The organism is Thiocystis violascens DSM 198, assembly GCF_000227745.2.
In the GTDB taxonomy this organism is placed as follows: Bacteria; Pseudomonadota; Gammaproteobacteria; order Chromatiales; family Chromatiaceae; genus Chromatium; species Chromatium violascens.
Window position 1 is genome coordinate 4,091,069 of the sequence record NC_018012.1, and the last position, 16,991, is coordinate 4,108,059.

Annotated in this window: 13 protein-coding genes; 9 read left to right on the forward strand and 4 right to left on the reverse strand. The window is 62.1% G+C overall.

Going from position 1 to position 16,991, the window contains the following annotated elements; genetic code table 11:
• Nucleotides 1–74: 74 nt before the first annotated feature.
• Nucleotides 75–641: an ATP-binding domain-containing protein gene (locus THIVI_RS18200; RefSeq protein ID WP_217160913.1), complete on the forward strand. Its 567-nt coding sequence runs from the start codon at nt 75–77 to the stop codon at nt 639–641.
• 64 nt (nt 642–705) lie between these two features.
• On the opposite strand, the gene THIVI_RS18205 is transcribed toward THIVI_RS18200, so the two are convergent.
• Nucleotides 706–1,281 carry a hypothetical protein gene (locus tag THIVI_RS18205; protein WP_014779998.1) on the reverse strand — a complete coding sequence of 192 codons (576 nt, stop codon included), beginning with the start codon at nt 1,279–1,281 and terminating at the stop codon, nt 706–708.
• 289 nt (nt 1,282–1,570) lie between these two features.
• Here THIVI_RS18205 and THIVI_RS18210 point away from each other — a divergent pair, with 289 nt between their 5' ends.
• Nucleotides 1,571–2,680 (forward strand): IS5 family transposase, encoded by a 1,110-nt coding sequence (locus THIVI_RS18210; protein WP_041447215.1) that lies wholly within the window; start codon nt 1,571–1,573, stop codon nt 2,678–2,680.
• 362 nt (nt 2,681–3,042) lie between these two features.
• Here THIVI_RS18210 and THIVI_RS18215 read toward each other — a convergent pair whose 3' ends face one another.
• Nucleotides 3,043–4,872 carry an alpha-amylase family glycosyl hydrolase gene (locus tag THIVI_RS18215; protein ID WP_014779999.1) on the reverse strand — a complete coding sequence of 610 codons (1,830 nt, stop codon included), beginning with the start codon at nt 4,870–4,872 and terminating at the stop codon, nt 3,043–3,045.
• Nucleotides 4,873–5,486: 614 nt separating this feature from the next.
• Between THIVI_RS18215 and THIVI_RS18220 the strand changes: the two genes are divergently transcribed.
• Entirely contained in the window at nt 5,487–6,461 is a 975-nt protein-coding gene (locus tag THIVI_RS18220; protein WP_014780000.1) for a SphA family protein, read from the forward strand.
• Here THIVI_RS18220 and alr read toward each other — a convergent pair.
• Together alr and THIVI_RS18230 are read right to left on the reverse strand one after the other, a co-directional pair.
• Nucleotides 6,449–7,555 carry an alanine racemase gene (alr, locus tag THIVI_RS18225; protein ID WP_014780001.1) on the reverse strand — a complete coding sequence of 369 codons (1,107 nt, stop codon included), beginning with the start codon at nt 7,553–7,555 and terminating at the stop codon, nt 6,449–6,451. The genes THIVI_RS18220 and alr overlap by 13 nt on opposite strands.
• A 27-nt stretch (nt 7,556–7,582) precedes the next feature.
• Nucleotides 7,583–8,425: a PA4780 family RIO1-like protein kinase gene (locus tag THIVI_RS18230; protein WP_014780002.1), complete on the reverse strand. Its 843-nt coding sequence runs from the start codon at nt 8,423–8,425 to the stop codon at nt 7,583–7,585.
• Between the two features lie 248 nt (nt 8,426–8,673).
• Between THIVI_RS18230 and THIVI_RS18235 the strand changes: the two genes are divergently transcribed.
• From THIVI_RS18235 to THIVI_RS18260, 6 genes are all read left to right on the forward strand, one after another.
• Entirely contained in the window at nt 8,674–8,958 is a 285-nt protein-coding gene (locus THIVI_RS18235; protein ID WP_014780003.1) for a DUF427 domain-containing protein, read from the forward strand.
• 382 nt (nt 8,959–9,340) lie between these two features.
• The gene (locus tag THIVI_RS18240; RefSeq protein WP_014780004.1) at nt 9,341–10,291 is read left to right on the forward strand and encodes a Ferredoxin-dependent bilin reductase/proto-chlorophyllide reductase 57 kD subunit; all 951 of its coding nucleotides are present in this window, start codon (nt 9,341–9,343) and stop codon (nt 10,289–10,291) included.
• Between the two features lie 493 nt (nt 10,292–10,784).
• A complete protein-coding gene (locus tag THIVI_RS23030; RefSeq protein WP_014780005.1) occupies nt 10,785–13,961 on the forward strand; it encodes a response regulator in 3,177 nt (1,058 codons plus the stop codon).
• A gap of 24 nt (nt 13,962–13,985) precedes the next feature.
• Nucleotides 13,986–15,536, forward strand: a complete 1,551-nt coding sequence (locus tag THIVI_RS18250; RefSeq protein ID WP_014780006.1) for a 2-isopropylmalate synthase — start codon at nt 13,986–13,988, stop codon at nt 15,534–15,536.
• Nucleotides 15,536–16,474 carry a uracil-DNA glycosylase gene (locus THIVI_RS18255; RefSeq protein ID WP_014780007.1) on the forward strand — a complete coding sequence of 313 codons (939 nt, stop codon included), beginning with the start codon at nt 15,536–15,538 and terminating at the stop codon, nt 16,472–16,474. Before THIVI_RS18250 ends, THIVI_RS18255 begins: the two co-directional genes overlap by 1 nt.
• 112 nt (nt 16,475–16,586) lie before the next feature.
• The gene (locus THIVI_RS18260; RefSeq protein WP_014780008.1) at nt 16,587–16,988 is read left to right on the forward strand and encodes a sulfur globule family protein; all 402 of its coding nucleotides are present in this window, start codon (nt 16,587–16,589) and stop codon (nt 16,986–16,988) included.
• Nucleotides 16,989–16,991: the final 3 nt, after the last annotated feature.

Genomic DNA, 16,991 nt, shown 5'->3' on the forward strand with positions numbered 1-16,991 from the left:
TTGGATGGCGTTCGCGGCAGCCGGGTAGCGGATTTGGATCGTCTGTTCGGTGACGGGTGGTCGGGTGCGGATTTTTGAAGTCCCGCGCGATCCCCGGTTGGAAGTCCAGATGGCTCTGGCAGAACTCCAGCGCCTGTCGGGACTGGACCCCGTGCGCCATGGGCAATGGGGGGAGGTTTGCCGTCATGGCGCGGGGCGCCGAGCCGGGCGCGCGCGGGTTTCGCCGGCGTTATGGCGTCACGGTCGACGCCCTGATCGAGCATCCCTTTCGGGCGGCACTGGCGCAACTGATCTCGGAGATTGAATGGGCGGCGCCATGTGGCGAGCGAGTCGTGGCCGATCTCATCGAATCGATCTATGAATTTGGAGGGGGCGGCAAAGCAGTGGCGGAGGCGCGACCCAATGGACCGCTGGTGTTGATGACAGCGCACCGCGCCAAGGGCCTGGAGTTCGACCATGTGCTCATTCTCGACAGCGGCGGTTGGCGAGACCGCGACGACGATGAGCGCCGGCTGTTCTATGTGGCCATGTCGCCAGTAAGACCAGCAAGGATTGCGCTGCCCGTGCTGGGAACTGATCTTGCCGGAGATCGAGTCTGTTCCCGCGAAGACGTCTTGAAACGCCGTCCAGCGCCTGCTTGAAAAGCACGACGCACCGCATCAGACCAAACCCGCCCGGCAGGCAAAAGCGCCACTGGGCCGGCAATCAGGAACCCGGCATTGCCGCGCCAGCCAGTTCCAGTGTCGCCTGATCGCCTAAGACCGCCTGGATTTCAACCAGCGTCGGCGGGCGCGTGGCGGCAGGCTCGTCGTGTCGCCCAAGACAGGTCAGGCGCATCAGGTTGGGATCCTGGCGCGCATCGAGCCAGAAGTGATAGCCGAACCGGACCATCGGCGAGCCCCCGCTATCGCCATGGCTCGCCAACTGGAACCGGACCTTGCCGCCCGCGCCGGGAGGCCGATCCACGGACACCAAGGCCACATAATCCTGAACGCGCGTGATCCCGTACCGCCCTGCCTGGATGGTCTGACGCTCGTCTGGGTCAAGGCGTCTGACCTCGATCATGCAACTCGCGTCGGTGGCCGACGAGCGGCCCGAGGTGAGGTAGGCGCGGGTGCGTCCGGGCGGGATCTGGATCGGCTGGTTCAGCCGCAGTGCGCTCCCTGGCGGGAGTTCTACCCACTTACCCGGAACGGATTCGCGAACGAGCGTTTGACAGGCGCCGAGGAGCAGGGCCGCTAGGCAGATGGTGGTGTAGCGGAACAAGGAACGCGGGGTCATCTTACCCTCCGACGCGGCGGTTGATGAAGGCGGAGATGGTGGCGGAAATCAAGCCTGCAACGTGTTGAGCGGCGCGAGGGGCGACTGATTGGGCTCCAAGGGGATTGAGATGGTCAGTGAGCGGTTGTCTTTGGCCGATCAATCTCGCATCGTGGGCGGCATGTCAACGCGGGAAGCGGTTAGATTAGCTTCGGCCTGTCGTACTGCAAACCCGCCGCTTAGAGGGTGTAGACAAAAATAATTGAGCTGCTATTTGTATACCAGTCTACAACTGAGCTGGTGTGCGCTGATGTCGAAAGCTGGTCGTCCCCCCAAGATTCACGAGGCGGAGCAAGCGGTATTGCGTCAAATTGTCACGGATCGCCCGACCTCCACGCTGTCAGAGATTGCCCGGGAACTCGCGGCACGGACGGGAATCGAGGCTCATGAAGCAACGATTCGCAAGTCCTTGCGGGAGGCGGGCGTCACGCGCCTCCGGGGCGAGAGTGGTCTCGAGGCGCAAGCGCGCGCAACGCCGCGTCGGTATGGGTATACGGATGCGCATCGTCGCCACGACCCCGACCAAAGCTACCCAAGTTGTCTGACCGATGCGGAGTGGGACTTGGTCGCCGCTCTCTTTGAGATGCCGGGCGGGCGGGGTCAACCGCCCCGCGTGTCGCGCCGGAGCATCCTGGAGGCGTGTTGCTACGTGGTGCGCACGGGGTGCGCGTGGCGGATGCTGCCGCACGATTTCGCGCCTTGGCAGAATGTCTACAAGACGTTTCGCCGTTGGAGTGCGGCTGGGAAGTTTGAGCAGATGCATGATCGACTGCGGGGGCAATGGCGCGAACGCGAGGGGCGTGAGATCGCGCCGACGGCGGCGGTGCTGGATGCGCAATCGACCCGCGGCTCGCCGCAGGGTGGACCGAGCGGCTTTGATGCGGGCAAGCAGGTCAAGGGGCGCAAGCGCAGCCTGGTGGTCGATACCTTGGGGTTCGTGTTGGCGGTGAGCGTGGTCGCGGCCAATCTTCAGGACCGCGATGCCGCCTCGGGCGCCGTCGCTGACGCGGCCGCCAAGTACCCCCAGATCAACACGCTGTTTGTCGATAGCGCCTACGCCGGTCAATTTGCCCAAACCACCGAGCAGACCCACGCGATCCGCGTGGAAGTCGTGCGCCATCCAGCCAACAAAAGCGTTGGCTCCTGGCACGTGGACGGGGCGCCTGACCGAGTGGTGATCGCCAACGCCGACGGCTTCGTTCCGCTGCCGAAGCGCTGGGTTGTCGAGCGCACCCATGCGTGGAATGAGCGTGCCCGTCGATTGATCATGCATCATGACCGTCTGCCAGCGGTCTCCGAAACCTGGGTTTGGCTGGCGGAGGCGCGCATCCTGCTGCGGCGGTTGACCACAACGGTTTGATTTTGTCTACACCCTCTTAGCAAACGCTCAGAATCCGGAAACGACGTGCGTAATCCGGACCAGACTGCGCTAGCGACTGCATTTGTGATTATTCCGAGTTTGGTCATGCATTATAAGTACTTCAATAGAAGGTAGTGCCCCAGCCTATATGATTGAGAGGTATTTTTGCGCTTCTTAATCAAACGCTTAAGCTAGACCATGTCATATAGGCTGGGGCACTGCCAAAAATCGATCTTCGGTTTTTTACAAATATTTCTATTTAAGTATTTATGTCATCGGCTCGTATAAGCAGAATCGAGCCATGCGATAACGCTCAGCCGGGGGATGATTACAGGTCCGCCTCCACTCCTGCGAAACGACCGCTATGCCTTCCGATAGTAGATCCGCCCCCAGTTCGAGTTGATTTTTTGACGCCGGAGCTTCTGGTTGTCGACGAAGACAACGCCGCCATTCAACAGGTCTTCCCAGTGACCGTCGGTGGCAAAGGGGATGTCGATTCGCTGATCGAAGTCGGAGTAGTTGACGACGATGATGAATCGCTCGAACCCGCCGTCTTCGGCCTGCCCCCAGCGATGATAGATAACCACGTCCTGCTCGGGAAACGCGCCATACCCCTCCGGATGGTTGAAGGGAAAGGGGAAGAAGTTCGGCGAGCGTAGCGCCGGATGCCGCTGACGGATCGCGATCAACCGCTGGTAAAGCCCAAAGAGTCGCGTGCCGATCGCATCCCCGCCCAGCGGGCTTTCCTCCCAGCGCAGCGGTCGCGGCACCACCCGACCGTCGCCGCTGCCCGGCAACCACTCCTCTTGGCCGAACTCCTGACCATGGTGAAGCATGACCGCTCCCGGCGCGGTCATCAGCGCGATCGCCGCGGGTTGGGTCTTGAACCAACGCCCGCGTCCGCCAGCCTCCTGCATGATCGAGGAATGATCGTGATTTTCGAGGTAGGTCACAGGTTCCTTGCCAGGGGCAAAGTCCAGGTTGGCGTTGAGAATGCGCAAAATCCCGGAATCGATATTGCCGTTACGGCAGTACTCGAAGTGCTTGAACATGAAGGGATCGAACCAGCACCCGGCGGCGCCGATGTCGTTGGTATCGCGGATCGCTTCAAATCGATTGTCGGTCAGATGCTCGATGAACAAGGCGACGTTCGAGCGACCCGTCTGGTTGAGAGACTGATGGAGATCGGCGATCAGTTTGGCGATTCCCACCCCGGCATCGCCCTGGCGGAAAAAGCCCAGGGTGTAATCGAAGCGAATCCCATCGAGTTGGAAGCGGTCAAGCCAGTAGAGGCAGACATCACGGATGAATTCCGCGACGCAGTTGTTTTGGTAGTCGAATTCCTCGAAGAAACCGCCCCCGGCGAACGCGCCAATGAAGGGGGAGTCGGATGGCACCTGATACAGCCAGCGATAGGGAAACCCCAGGTTCGGGTCGTTGCCCGCCCGCACATGATTGAACACGCCATCCATGATCACCTGCATGCCGCGTTCATGCAGGTCGTTGATCAATTCCATGAGTTTGACCAACTTATCCGCCGGCTTGGCTGGATCGTCTACATAGCGGTTTTCGACCGAGAAGAACGCGACGGGATCGTAGCCCCAACTGAACCCGCTTCCCGGCCAGGCCGTCCAGGGCATGAATTCGATCGCATTGACGCCGAGTTCCTGAAGATAATCCAGGCGCTCCCGGAAGGCATCGACCGGCGTCTTGTCGTGGCGGAAGGCGGCGGTGAAGTCGTCGAGATGCGTTTCGTAGATGACGAGATCCCGTGGGGGTCGGCGCCGGGCAATCGGGTGAACGACGGTGTGGCGACCGCCAATCACAAAGGCCGAATTTTCGTTCTGGTCATTGCCGCCATACTTGGCGATGGGATCGGAGACCCAACGTTGCGTCCCGTTCTCAAACTCGACGAAGTACTTGTACTGGTAATAGCCGTCATTCAGATCCTGCTCGATAGCAAGCTTGTACAGCCAACCATGCGGGTGTTCGAGCCGCTGCATCTTGAACGTCTGGTCGAGTGACCAGTTCTGACTGCCGACCGCATCCTGGAAGTCACCGCGAACATGGATCTGCTTGATTCGGGGAGAGCCGCCCCGGAAATATTGACTCGGATCCCGTGCGTTATCCGGCAAGAACAGATGAAACTCGACTCGTGGACCTTGTACAACCGCACCGAATGTCTCGTACATGATTGATCACCCCGATCAGCGATAACCACGGTGGCTGGGTTGCGAACAGCGCGTTTGTGAAATTGCAGGAAACGATCCATTCATCAAGCGTTCCATCGAAAGAATCCTGATCGCGAAATGGCGCGTTTTGCGCAGAAACAGCCCGCAGTTTCTGCGCCGTTCGCGAGAATTGGCGGCGTTAACCGACTCGGGAACCCACACCTTGGATGAGCGATGCGTGTTTTCATCCGGTTGTACGGATTGCTTCTCTTGAGATTCGGTTTTTACGGAACGCACTTTGAAGCATTACAAAAAAAAGTTTTTTTTCAATGCGTATAAATACCCCCTCTGCGGTTCCCACGGTGTTTCGTCTTCCTAAGAGCAGGGGTTTATGCAACCACGTCTTGGGCTCAATACCGCACACAGCGATGGCATTCGTCCAACTGGGTTCTCAGTTCTGGGCTCATCAGGAATTACCTTGAATCAAGCTCTAGGCTCCAAGAGCCTGGATCCTTGTACTTCGACGGGCGAATCTCCTGACCCTGATCAAGCGCGGTCTCACCAAGCAGAAGTGACCTGATTAACCTTATGGTAATGTGACGCCCGTTTTCATCCTCAATGAGTAAGGGGCGACGATGCGATATTCCGGCTTGACGGCGTTGACGGTGGCATTTGGATTGGTCGTGGCGCCGCTGGCGTCCGCCTATGACCTGCCGTCCGTGAACCTTGGATTCACCAGCTTCCTGGATGGCGCTCCTCCCGCCGGCCCCGGCTGGTATGCGCAGCAATATGTCCAGTTTTATCGCAACGGTCGATTCAAGGACGCGGACGGCGACGATATGCGCCTGCCTGTGCGCCTGCCGAGCGGGCCTGCCCTGAAAAAGGCGCAGGTGGATGTCAACATCGGCATTACCCAACTGACGTTCCAGTCCAATCAGGAACTGGTGTTCGGCGCCAAATGGGGCATGAACCTGATGCTGCCCTATGCCGACATCAATCTGGATCCCGACGACAATCTCGCGCTCGCCTCGAACAGCGCCAATCTTGGCGATCTGCTGATCGGTCCCTTTCTCCAGTGGGATCCCATCATGGGGCCAAACGGACCCCGGTTCGTGCAGCGGATCGAGTTCCAGATGCTCCTGCCGACCGGCGACTACGACGAGGATGCGGCGCTGAATCCTGGCAGCAACTTCTTTTCGTTCAATCCCTACTGGGCCGCGACTGCCTTTCTGATGCCCAAGTGGACCCTGTCCTGGCGTCTGCATTATCTGTGGAACGCCGAGAACGAGGATCCCTACCGACCGCTGGGCGCTGACGACACGCAGGCTGGACAGGCGGTGCATGTCAACTTCGCGAGCGAATACGAGGTGTTGCCGAATCGTCTGCGGGTCGGGGTCAACGGCTATTACCTTAAGCAGTTCACCGACAGCAAGTTGAATGGGCATGACGTAGCGGACAGCCGGGAGCAGGTGTTAGGCATTGGTCCTGGACTTGTCTATCACTTCTCGCAGCATGATCATCTGTTCCTGAACGCCTATTGGGAGACCTGCGCGGAGAATCGGCCGGAGGGATCGCGGCTGAATCTTCGGTACGTGCATCATTTCCATTGAGTTTGAAGGCCCTCATGAATCAAGGGCACCCGGCGTCCGATCCCGGTGAAGAGCTGATAGGCGATGGTGTCGCTGGCTTGGGCAACTTCGTTGGCCGGGATGGTGGTGCCCCAGAGTTCCACCGGATCGCCGATGCGCGCATCCGCCATCCCGGTCAGGTCGAGCGTGATCATGTCCATCGAAACCCGGCCGATGATCCGGGTCCGTCGTCCCTTGACCGCGACCGGGGTGCCGTCGCGCGCATGACGCGGGTAGCCGTCCGCATAGCCGACGGCGGCCACGCCTACACGGGTCGGCCGGTCGCAGACGAAACGCCCGCCATAGCCGACCGGTTCGCCCGCCTCCAGATCCCGGATCGAGAGAATGGCGGACTCCAGCGTCATTGCCGGTTGCAGTGGTGTTGCCAGCGGATGACCGTCCGGCAGTGGCGAGATGCCATAGAGCATGAGGCCGGGCCGCGTCCATTCCCCATGCGCTTGCGGCCAGGCCAGAATGGCGGCCGAGTTGGCGAGGCTGCGGGGAATCCGGAGGCCGCCAAGCGCTTGTCCGAAGACCGCGATTTGTCGTTCGGTGTAGGGATGCTCCGGCTCGTCGGCCCGCGCGAAATGGCTCATCGCGACCAGATTGCCGACATGGGGGCAGTCCGCCAGCGCCGCATGGGCACCAGCGAATTCGCCCGGCGCCAGCCCGACCCGGTGCATGCCCGAGTCCAGCTTGATCCAGCACTCCAACGGACGTGACGGACGCGCCGCTAGCACCCACTCCAGTTGTTGACGGGAGTGGACCACCATGGCCAGCCCGGCGCGATCCGCTAGCGCGATCTCGTCGGGCGCGAAGACTCCTTCGAGTAAGAGGATCGGATTGCGGATACCCGATTCGCGCAATTCCATCGCCTCGTCGATGCAGGCCACCGCGAAGCCGTCGGCCTCGCTTGCCAGGGCGCGCGCCAGCGAGATCGCCCCGTGACCATACCCATTGGCCTTGACGACCGCGAGCGCGCGCGCCGAGGGTGCCAGACGTTTGGCATAACGATAGTTGTGGAGCACCGCATCGAGATGGATGCGGGCGCGGAGCGGGCGGGCGGGGGATTTCATCGCGTCATTTTACCAGGATACGGGCCGTCAGCTTTCCCGTGCCTGCCGACGCCGCATCGCATCCTCCCGCGCATCGTCGATTTCTCGCAGGATGCTGTCGAGATCGGCCTTTTTATGCTGGCCTTTGAAGTGGCCGGTCAGTTTGATGTCAGGCGTTAGATTGCCGTTCTCGTACAGGTACCAGATCTCCTTGCCATAACTGGTGGTCAGCAGTTCGGGCGCGAACTGACCGAAGTAGACGGCCAGATTGTCGACATCCCGCTCCAGCATCCGCGCGGCGTGATTGTTCGCCGCCGCGTCGATCGCCTGGGGCAGATCGATAATCACCGGGCCGCGCGCGTCGATGAGCACGTTGAATTCGGAGAGGTCGCCATGCACTAGCCCACCGCAGAGCATTTTCACCACTTCCGCGATCAGTGCTCCGTGGTACTTCAGGGCCTGTTCGCCCGTCAACTCAAGATCGTTCAGCCGGGGCGCCGCCACGCCCTCTTCGTCCGTGATCAGTTCCATGATCAAAACGCCTTCGAGAAAGTGATAGGGTTGCGGAACCCGCACGCCCGCGGCGGCAAGGCGATACAGTGCATCGACCTCGGTATTCTGCCAGACGTCTTCCTGTTCCTTGCGTCCATAGCGGGTGCCTTTTTCCATCGCGCGGGCCTGCCGGCTATTGCGCACTTTTCGGCCTTCGCGATAGAGCGACTGCTTATGAAAGCCGCGTTTATTGGCCTCTTTATAGACTTTGGCGCAGCGCACCGCGCCTTCGGAGAGCACCACATAGACCGATGCCTCCTTGCCGCTTTTCAGCGGGCGAATGACTTCGTCGACCAGACCGTCCTGCAATAGCGGTTCGAGACTTTTTGGAACTTTCATCGTCGCCCTTATGTATACGGTGTCCGCTTGCCGCGCCAGGATCGGGTTGGGCGGGCCGGCATCGCGAATGATCATTGCCGGTAAAACGCATGGGACCGTCTCGTCCGGTCCGCGCCCGATCCTCGCCAGCCCGGCATTCCGGAAGGCGCGGTCAAACGAGGCGTCGCGGTCCGGTCGCGGAAGGTTGCCGACAAAATGTGCGTTATATTGACAGCATCGACAGGGTATCGCCAATGAGGGTTTGCGCCATGGCCAAAGCAGTTTGGAAGAATCAGACGATCGCTGAAAGCGATGCGGTCGTTGAAGTGGAGGGCAACCTCTACTTCCCCCTGGACGCGGTCCGTCGCGAGTTCCTGGAACCGAGCGAGCGGACGACCCGGTGTCCCTGGAAGGGCGAGGCCCGGTATTACCACATCGTGGTGGGAGACGATTGCAACGTGGACGCGGCCTGGTTCTATCCCGACCCCAAGCCCGCGGCCTCGAACATCAAGGATCATGTGGCGTTCTGGCGCGGCGTCGCCGTGGAGCGCTAAGGTGTAAGGCGATTTTTGGAAAAACGCATACCTCAGATTGCGTTCGTTCGCGGAGACATTGAATCCGTTTTTGGTGAGCCCTGAGCGGAGTCGAAGGGGTGAAAGCCCTTCGACCCTTCGACTCCCTTCGATTTCGCTCAGGGCACGTCGCTCAGGACTGGCTTGTCGAATGGGACGAACGGGAAATCCGCAGACTCGGAGCGTGAAGCCATTCGTGGTTCGAGAGCCTCACCACGAACGGCTTCAGGATCGCCACGAACGGCTTCAGGAGACGGCGAACGTCAAGCCATACTGAGAATTGCTGCTTCGCCCCCGCCCACTTTGCCAAGCAACCGGCGCGTCGCTATAGTCCCCGAATTCAAGCGCGAGGATGGAAGACGGGATGCCCGACGATAGAACGCCAGACGCCGAAGCGTCGCTGTGGGACCGCTTCGAGGCGTTGTTCCTCGACCGTTTGCAGGGTTGTCTGGAACGCGACGACTTCACCGAATACAGCAGCCATCGTCAGGCCGCCGAGACGCGGATTCTGGCACGCTCCCGTCTCTACCAGGGCGAGAAGCTCGATCGGGTGATGATTCATCAGTACACCCTCAAGCCAGGCCGAGGCGGTCTGGTGATCTTCGCCTACCCGCGTCTGGAGTACGCGGTTCCCTCCTTCCTGCTGCACATCGGCGGCATGCCGCCAGCGCGGACGCTCCTTATTCTGGATCTCGCGCCCTGCTCCGCGACGCTGGACATGACCCCTTTCGGCGCGGTGGCGCAGATGCAGCGGGCGGCGCTGGAACTCCCCGACGCCGAGGTTGAGTGGCTGCGTCCGGTTACCTCGCCCCACCTCCTGTACTGCCCGCTCAAGCCGCTGGAACCCGAGCGTTTTCTCCCGGCCTTCGCGGCCGTTGTCGAGACCTGGCGCGCGGCCTATCTCGAACCCGCCGCGCGCGACGGGGACGCGACATCCATGAAGGCGCGTGGCGATGCGGTGCTGGAGTTGAAAAAGGTACTTTTCCGCAACGATCCGGCCTTCCCGGTCTTTACCCGTGCCTTCGGGCAGGGGATGTCCGACGTGTTCGCCGAGGCCGCGTTCGGGGGCGATCCGGGGCTGTCGATCGCCGATGCCATCGAACCGCTGCCCACGCCGGGGAGCTGGGTCAACAAAAAATTCGGGGTGAGCTGGCGCGCGGACGCCCAGGAACGGGTGCACGAGGCGCCGGCCTTCCTGCGGCCGATCATCCGACGCATCATCGAGAAGGAAGCGGTCAAGGAGGGGATGCCCGTCGTCACGTTGGAACTCGTCCTGCGCTGCGAAAAGAAATATCGCAGCGGCATGGAACTCTGAGCTAACGGTCACCGGGGCAGGCACCACTGCCATTAAGGCGATTTCCGGGAAAGTTCATACCCATGCCAAAGACTAAAAATGGACAGGATTAACAGGATTTCGCAGGATGAACAGGATAGAAACCATTGTTTTTAATCCTGTCAATCTTGAAAAATCCTGTTAATCCTGTCCAATTCCAGAGCTTTTGGTCGGGTACGGGCTTTCCCGGAAATCGCCTAAGTTTCACGCGGAGACGCGGAGCACGCGGAGAGTCGGAAGAGGTCCGACGGTTCACGCCGAGAGATGGCCATCGGGAGGCTCCTTGGAGGCCGTCCCCATCATTTATCATGCCTTTCTCCGCGCACTCCGCGCACTCCGCGCACTCCGCGCCTCCGCGCCTCCGCGCCTCCGCGTGAGATCGTCATTCAGCAGTCCGGGGAGCAACCATGAGGCGATGCCGATGCGCCGCAAACTCTATTGATCCGCATGTTTGTCGACAGGACGATTGCTCGTGATGCGCCCTTGCCACACCTCCCTCGGCCACGAATCCAGTCCCGGCGCTCCGGGATTCCCCGGCCAGCGATTCCTGTCTCCGCCGGGGCATGGGCGGGGCGGGCGCGCCGCTTCCGGCAAGGCTCAGGCCGGCGTATTTCAGCCCTATATCGGCGCTTTCATCATCCTGACGACCCTGGCCGTGGCGCTGCTTGGCTACTTCCTGATCGACACGCGCCATCAAACCGAACAGTCGGTCAATGCGGCCTGTGCCAACGAGGCCCATATCGTCGCCTCCACGTTCGATTCCACCCTGCGGCGGATCGATGCCACGACCGCGCTGATTGCCGACACCGTCCGCGACGACCTCCTGACCGGCCAGCCATCGGCCGAGCGGCGGGCGAGAGTCGATGGCGAATTGCTGGCCTTGGCGCGGAATTTTCCCGAGCTGGCGGGTTATCGCGTGTTCGATGTCCAAGGCTCCTTGCTGTTCACCAGCGGGCTGGACATCAAGATTCTGAATATTGCCGACCGAAGCTTTTTCCGTGCCAGCCGGGAGGATCCCACGTCAGAGCTGCGGTTTTCCGAGACCCTTAAGAGCAAACATAACGGTCGGCCGATTATGTTGGGGTATCGGTCTGTGCTGGACGATGCCGGCAACTTTCGCGGCTCGATCGTCGCCAGCATCGATCTGGACTATTTTTCCACGCTGTTCTCGGAAATTCAGGTGGGCACACAGGGCATGGTGAGCGTCCGGCGCAGCGACGACAGCCGGCTGGTCGTGCGCTGGCCGATTGTCGAGTCCCAGGCCAACAACCCGGCCCTGCACACGCCGCCCTATCGGCGGATTCAGGCCGGCGAGCGGCAAGGCGTGATCCGCTACATCGGCAAGACCGATGGCGTCGACCGGATTTTTGCCTTCCGCCAAGTCAACGATTTTCCCTTCTACGTGCTGGTTGGCCGGGCCGTCGAGGAGCAATTCCTTGCCTGGCGGAAGACGGCGGTCATTTCGACCCTGTTGACATTGTGCGGCCTGCTGCTGATCGGTTTTTCGCTCGGTCGGATCGGTCAGGGCGAGGCGACCCTGCGCAAGAGCGAGCAGCGCTTCCGCGACATCGCCTTCACCCTCGGCGACTGGATCTGGGAAGTCGATGGCGAGTGGCGCTACACCTATGTCTCGGAACAGGTCAAGGCGGCGCTCGGTTATCCGCCGGAAGCCCTGCTGGGCCGCACGCCCTTTGCGTTCATGCCGGCGGATGAAGCGGCACGAATGGGTGTCCTGTTGCAGGAACTGACGGCACGCCGCGCACCCTTCCGGGATCTGGACAATCGCTGTCTGCATCGGGACGGAACCTTGCGTGTCTTGCGGAGCAGCGGCGTTCCGATCTTGTCCAGGCATGGAGAACTGCTCGGCTACCGCGGCTCCGACCGGGACATGACCGAACAAACCCGCCTGGCCGACGAATTGTCGCGCTACCAGCATCGACTGGAAGACATGGTCAGCCGCCGCACGGCCGAATTGGAGACCGTCAACCTTGAGCTTGCCAAGGCCATACAGGTCGCGGAGACCGCCAACCGTGCCAAGAGCGAATTCCTCGCCAACATGAGCCACGAAATCCGCACGCCCCTCAACGGCGTGCTCGGCCTCGCGCAAATCGGCCAGCGCGAGAGCGTCGGGCAAGGCAAATCCCAGGACTACTTCGCGCGTATCCTCGACTCGGGCAAGCTGCTGCTTGGCATCCTCAACGACATCCTCGACTTTTCCAAGATCGAGGCCGGCAAGCTGGTCGTCGAGTCCATGCCGTTCGTTCCCCGGCGCGTTGTCGACTCGGCCCTTGGCGTGATCGCCGAGCGTGCCGCCGCCAAGGGGTTGGTCTTGACCGCCAGGATCGACGCCAATTTGCCCGACGCCTGTCTCGGCGATCCCACCCGACTGACGCAGATCCTGCTGAATTTCCTCTCGAACGCCGTCAAATTCACTGATCGCGGCCGCATCGTCCTGGAGGCGAACCGGCAGGGCGATACCCTTACGTTCGTCGTCACGGATACCGGTATCGGGATGACCCGCGAGCAGGTCAAGCGCCTGTTCACGCCCTTCGAGCAGGCCGATTCCAGCACCACCCGCAAATACGGCGGCACCGGCCTCGGGCTCTCGATCAGCAAACGCCTCGCGGCACTCATGGGGGGTGAGATTCGCATCGAGAGCACACCGGGAAGCGGCTCCTGTTGCGCGCTCTGGTTGCCCTATCGCGCCTGCGCGGCACCGGCGGATTCCACTCCGTCCGATGGCCCGTTCGCGCCGCGCGCCCAGCCCCGTCTCGTCGGTCTGCGGATTCTCGCGGCCGAGGACAACACGGTGAATCAACAGGTGCTGCAGGAGATGCTGAGCCTCGAAGGGGCGGCGCTCACCCTGGTCGGCGATGGCCGGCAGGCGGTCGAGACGATCGCGCGTCAACGCGACGCCTTCGATCTGGTTCTGATGGATGTGCAGATGCCGGAGATGGACGGGCTGGAGGCGACGCGGCGCATCCAGGCCATGGCCTTCGATTTGCCGGTCATCGGCCAGACCGCGCACGCACTTGCCGAAGAGCGTGAGAAATGCCGGCTCGCCGGCATGGTCGACACACTCACCAAACCGCTCGACCACGAACAACTGGTCACCATGATCCTGCGCCATGGCGTGCCGCGTGACCGGGGACAGCCCGAGCGCGCGGCGGCGTCCGAGGAGAGCCTCGAACTGGCGCTACGCCAGGCACATCAGGGGCGTCGGATCCTGCTCGTCGAGGACGATGCGATCAATCAGGAGATTGCGCTCATCCTGCTGCGCGATGGCCCTGGACTGGCGGTGGATGTCGCCGAAGACGGTCGACTGGCCGTCGGCATGGCACGCGCTGGCGCCTACGACCTGATCTTGATGGATATGCGGATGCCGGTGATGGAGGGGCCGGACGCCGCCCGTGCCATTCGACAGTTGCCCGGCTATCGGCGCGTCCCCATCATCGCCATGACGGCCAGCGATCTCGCCGAGGATATCCAGCACTGTCTTGACTCGGGCATGAACGATTATCTCGCCAAGCCGGTCGACCCGTCGGTGCTGTATCGTGCATTACTGACATGGCTGCCCGGAATCCGCAACGCTGTTCCAGGCACTCGACCATCCCAGGTCGACCGGCCGATCGCCTACAATGGGCCATCGTAACGCCAGACAACCAAGAGAGTTTCCATGACCGCGAAAGACCACCTGATCATCTTCGATACCACGCTGCGCGACGGCGAACAGAGCCCCGGCGCCTCCATGACCCGCGACGAGAAGGTGCGGATCGCCAAGGCGCTGGAACGCCTGCGGGTGGATGTGATCGAGGCCGGTTTCCCGATCGCCAGTCCGGGCGATTTCGCGGCCGTGAAGGCGGTGGCCGAGGCGATCAAGGACAGCCGGGTGTGCGGTCTGGCGCGGGCACTCGATGCCGACATCGATCGCGCGGGCGAGGCGCTGAAGGGCGCTAACGCGGGACGCATCCATACCTTTATTGCGACGTCGCCCATTCATATGGAGAAGAAGCTGCGGATGTCGCCCGATCAGGTGCTCGAACAGGCGGTCTACGCGGTCAAGCGGGCGCGCAACTATACCGACGACGTGGAGTTCTCGCCGGAAGATGCCGGGCGCTCCGAGATCGATTTCCTCTGCCGGGTGCTGGAGGCCGTGATCGACGCGGGCGCCCGCACCGTCAATATCCCGGATACGGTCGGCTACAACATTCCGGATCAGTTCGGCAGCCTGATCGCGACCCTGCGCGAGCGGGTGCCGAATGCCGATCAAGCCGTCTTTTCGGTCCACTGTCACAACGATCTGGGGCTCGCGGTCGCCAACTCGCTGGCGGCGGTGCGCAACGGCGCGCGTCAGGTCGAATGCACCATCAACGGGCTGGGCGAGCGCGCCGGCAACGCCGCGCTGGAAGAGGTCGTGATGGCGGTGCGCACCCGCCAGGATCTCTTCGACTGTCAGACCCAGCTCGACACCACGCAGATCATGACCTGTTCGCGGCTGGTGTCCGGGATCACCGGCTTTCCGGTGCAGCCCAACAAGGCGGTGGTGGGCATCAACGCCTTCGCCCACGAGTCCGGCATCCACCAGGATGGCGTGCTCAAGAGCCGCGAGACCTACGAGATCATGCGCGCCCAGGATGTGGGCTGGAGCGAGAACCGCATGGTGCTGGGCAAGCACTCGGGTCGCAATGCCTTCCGCGCGCGTCTGGACGAACTGGGCGTGGCGCTGAACTCCGAGGAGGAACTCAACGCGGCCTTCTCGCGCTTCAAGGATCTGGCGGACAAAAAGCACGAGATTTTCGACGAGGACTTGCAGGCACTGGTGACCGACGCGACGCTGGAGACGGCGAACGAGCGGGTCAAGCTGGTGTCGCTACGCGTCTGCTCCGAAACCGGCGAAACGCCCTACGCCGAGCTGGTGCTGACCTTCGACGGCGTCGAGCAGTCGGGCGCGGCTAGCGGCGGCGGGCCGGTGGATGCGACCTTCAAGGCCATCGAGACGATCGTCGACAGCGCCACTGTGCTGCGGCTCTATTCGGTCAACGCCATCACCAGCGGGACCGACGCGCAGGGCGAGGTGACGGTGCGTCTGGAAAAGGGCGGGCGGATCGTCAACGGGCAAGGGGCCGATACCGACATCGTGATCGCTTCGGCCAAGGCGTATCTTAATGCCTGCAACAAGATCCTGCATCCGGCGCAACGCGCCCATCCGCAGATCGGCGATGTCTGATGGACGAGGTTGTCCGCCGAGGTTATCTGCGCGCCCTGGGGGTGACGGTCTGGGAGCCGCGTTTCGGTTTGGGGCCGGGCGGCGAGGAGGCGAACCCGGTCGACCGGACGCCAGCGCCTGACGCCGCGGCGAATCCGGTCCAGGCGTCCGCCTCCAGCCAGACGTCGGGTGTCGGCGAGACGTTCGGCGGGGCGGATATCCCGCCCGCCAGCGGGCGGGGCGCCCGCCCCCCACCGGGCCTGGACGACCAGGGCGTGGCTCAAGAGCCCGATGACGAAGGCGCGATGTTCGAGGCGTATCAGTCATGGGCGCGAATGGGCGATGACCCGATGGACGATGGTCTGGACGAGGAGAAGGCGGAGGATGTCGCCACCATGGACTGGGATCGACTCATGGGCGCCGTCGCGGCTTGCCGTGCCTGCGGTCTGTGCGAGACCCGCACCCAGACCGTCTTCGGGGTCGGCGATCGGAACGCGGATCTGCTGGTGATCGGCGAGGCGCCGGGCGCTGACGAGGATCGGCTGGGGGAGCCGTTCGTGGGCCGGGCGGGACAATTGCTGACGCCGATGCTGGGCGCGATCGGATTGTCCCGCGATCAGGTCTATATCACCAACGTGCTGAAGTGTCGCCCGCCGGGCAATCGCGATCCCAAGCCCGAGGAAATCCAGCGTTGCGAAGGCTATCTGCGGCGGCAAGTGGCCTTGATCCGGCCGCGTGTCATTCTGGCGGTCGGGCGCATCGCGGCGCAGAGCCTGCTGCGCACGGACGAACCCTTGGGACGCTTGCGCGGTCGGTGGTTGACGTTCGGGACGGCGTCGATCCCGCTGCGCGTGACCTACCATCCCGCCTATCTGCTGCGTTCTCCCGAACAGAAGGCGAAGGCGTGGGAGGATCTGCTTGAAGTCAGACGGAGGATGACTAATATATCTTCAGTGTGAGCGTGTTTCAGGCGTTTACTATTTAATAATGTTCTTATATACTGATTCCCGTGGTCGCACACCACAGCGCTCACACTGAACGAAAAACATCATCAAAGATCGGAGAAAATAGATGAAAAAGCTTGCTACCGCTGCCGCGATTGCCACACTTCTGGGTGTTTCCGCTTCCGCTTCCGCCTGGTGGGGCGGTCCCTGGGGCAACGACGGTTACCGCAATAGCGGCTGGGGCGACGGCGTCGGCGACATGTTCAGCGACATGTTCGGCGATGGCTACGGCGACTTCAGCATGAACATGAGCGGCGGTGGCCGTGGTTATGGTCGCGGTCGCGGCTACGGTCGCGGCTATGGCGACTACTACGGCTACGGTTATGGCTATCCCTACGGTGGTTATGGCTATCCGTATGGCGGCTATGGCGTTCCCTACTATGGCGGCGGCTATCCGTATGGCGTTCCTTACGGCGCGCCGGTTGCTCCCGCGGCTCCGGCCGCGCCTGCCCAGCCTCAGTCCAAGTAAGTC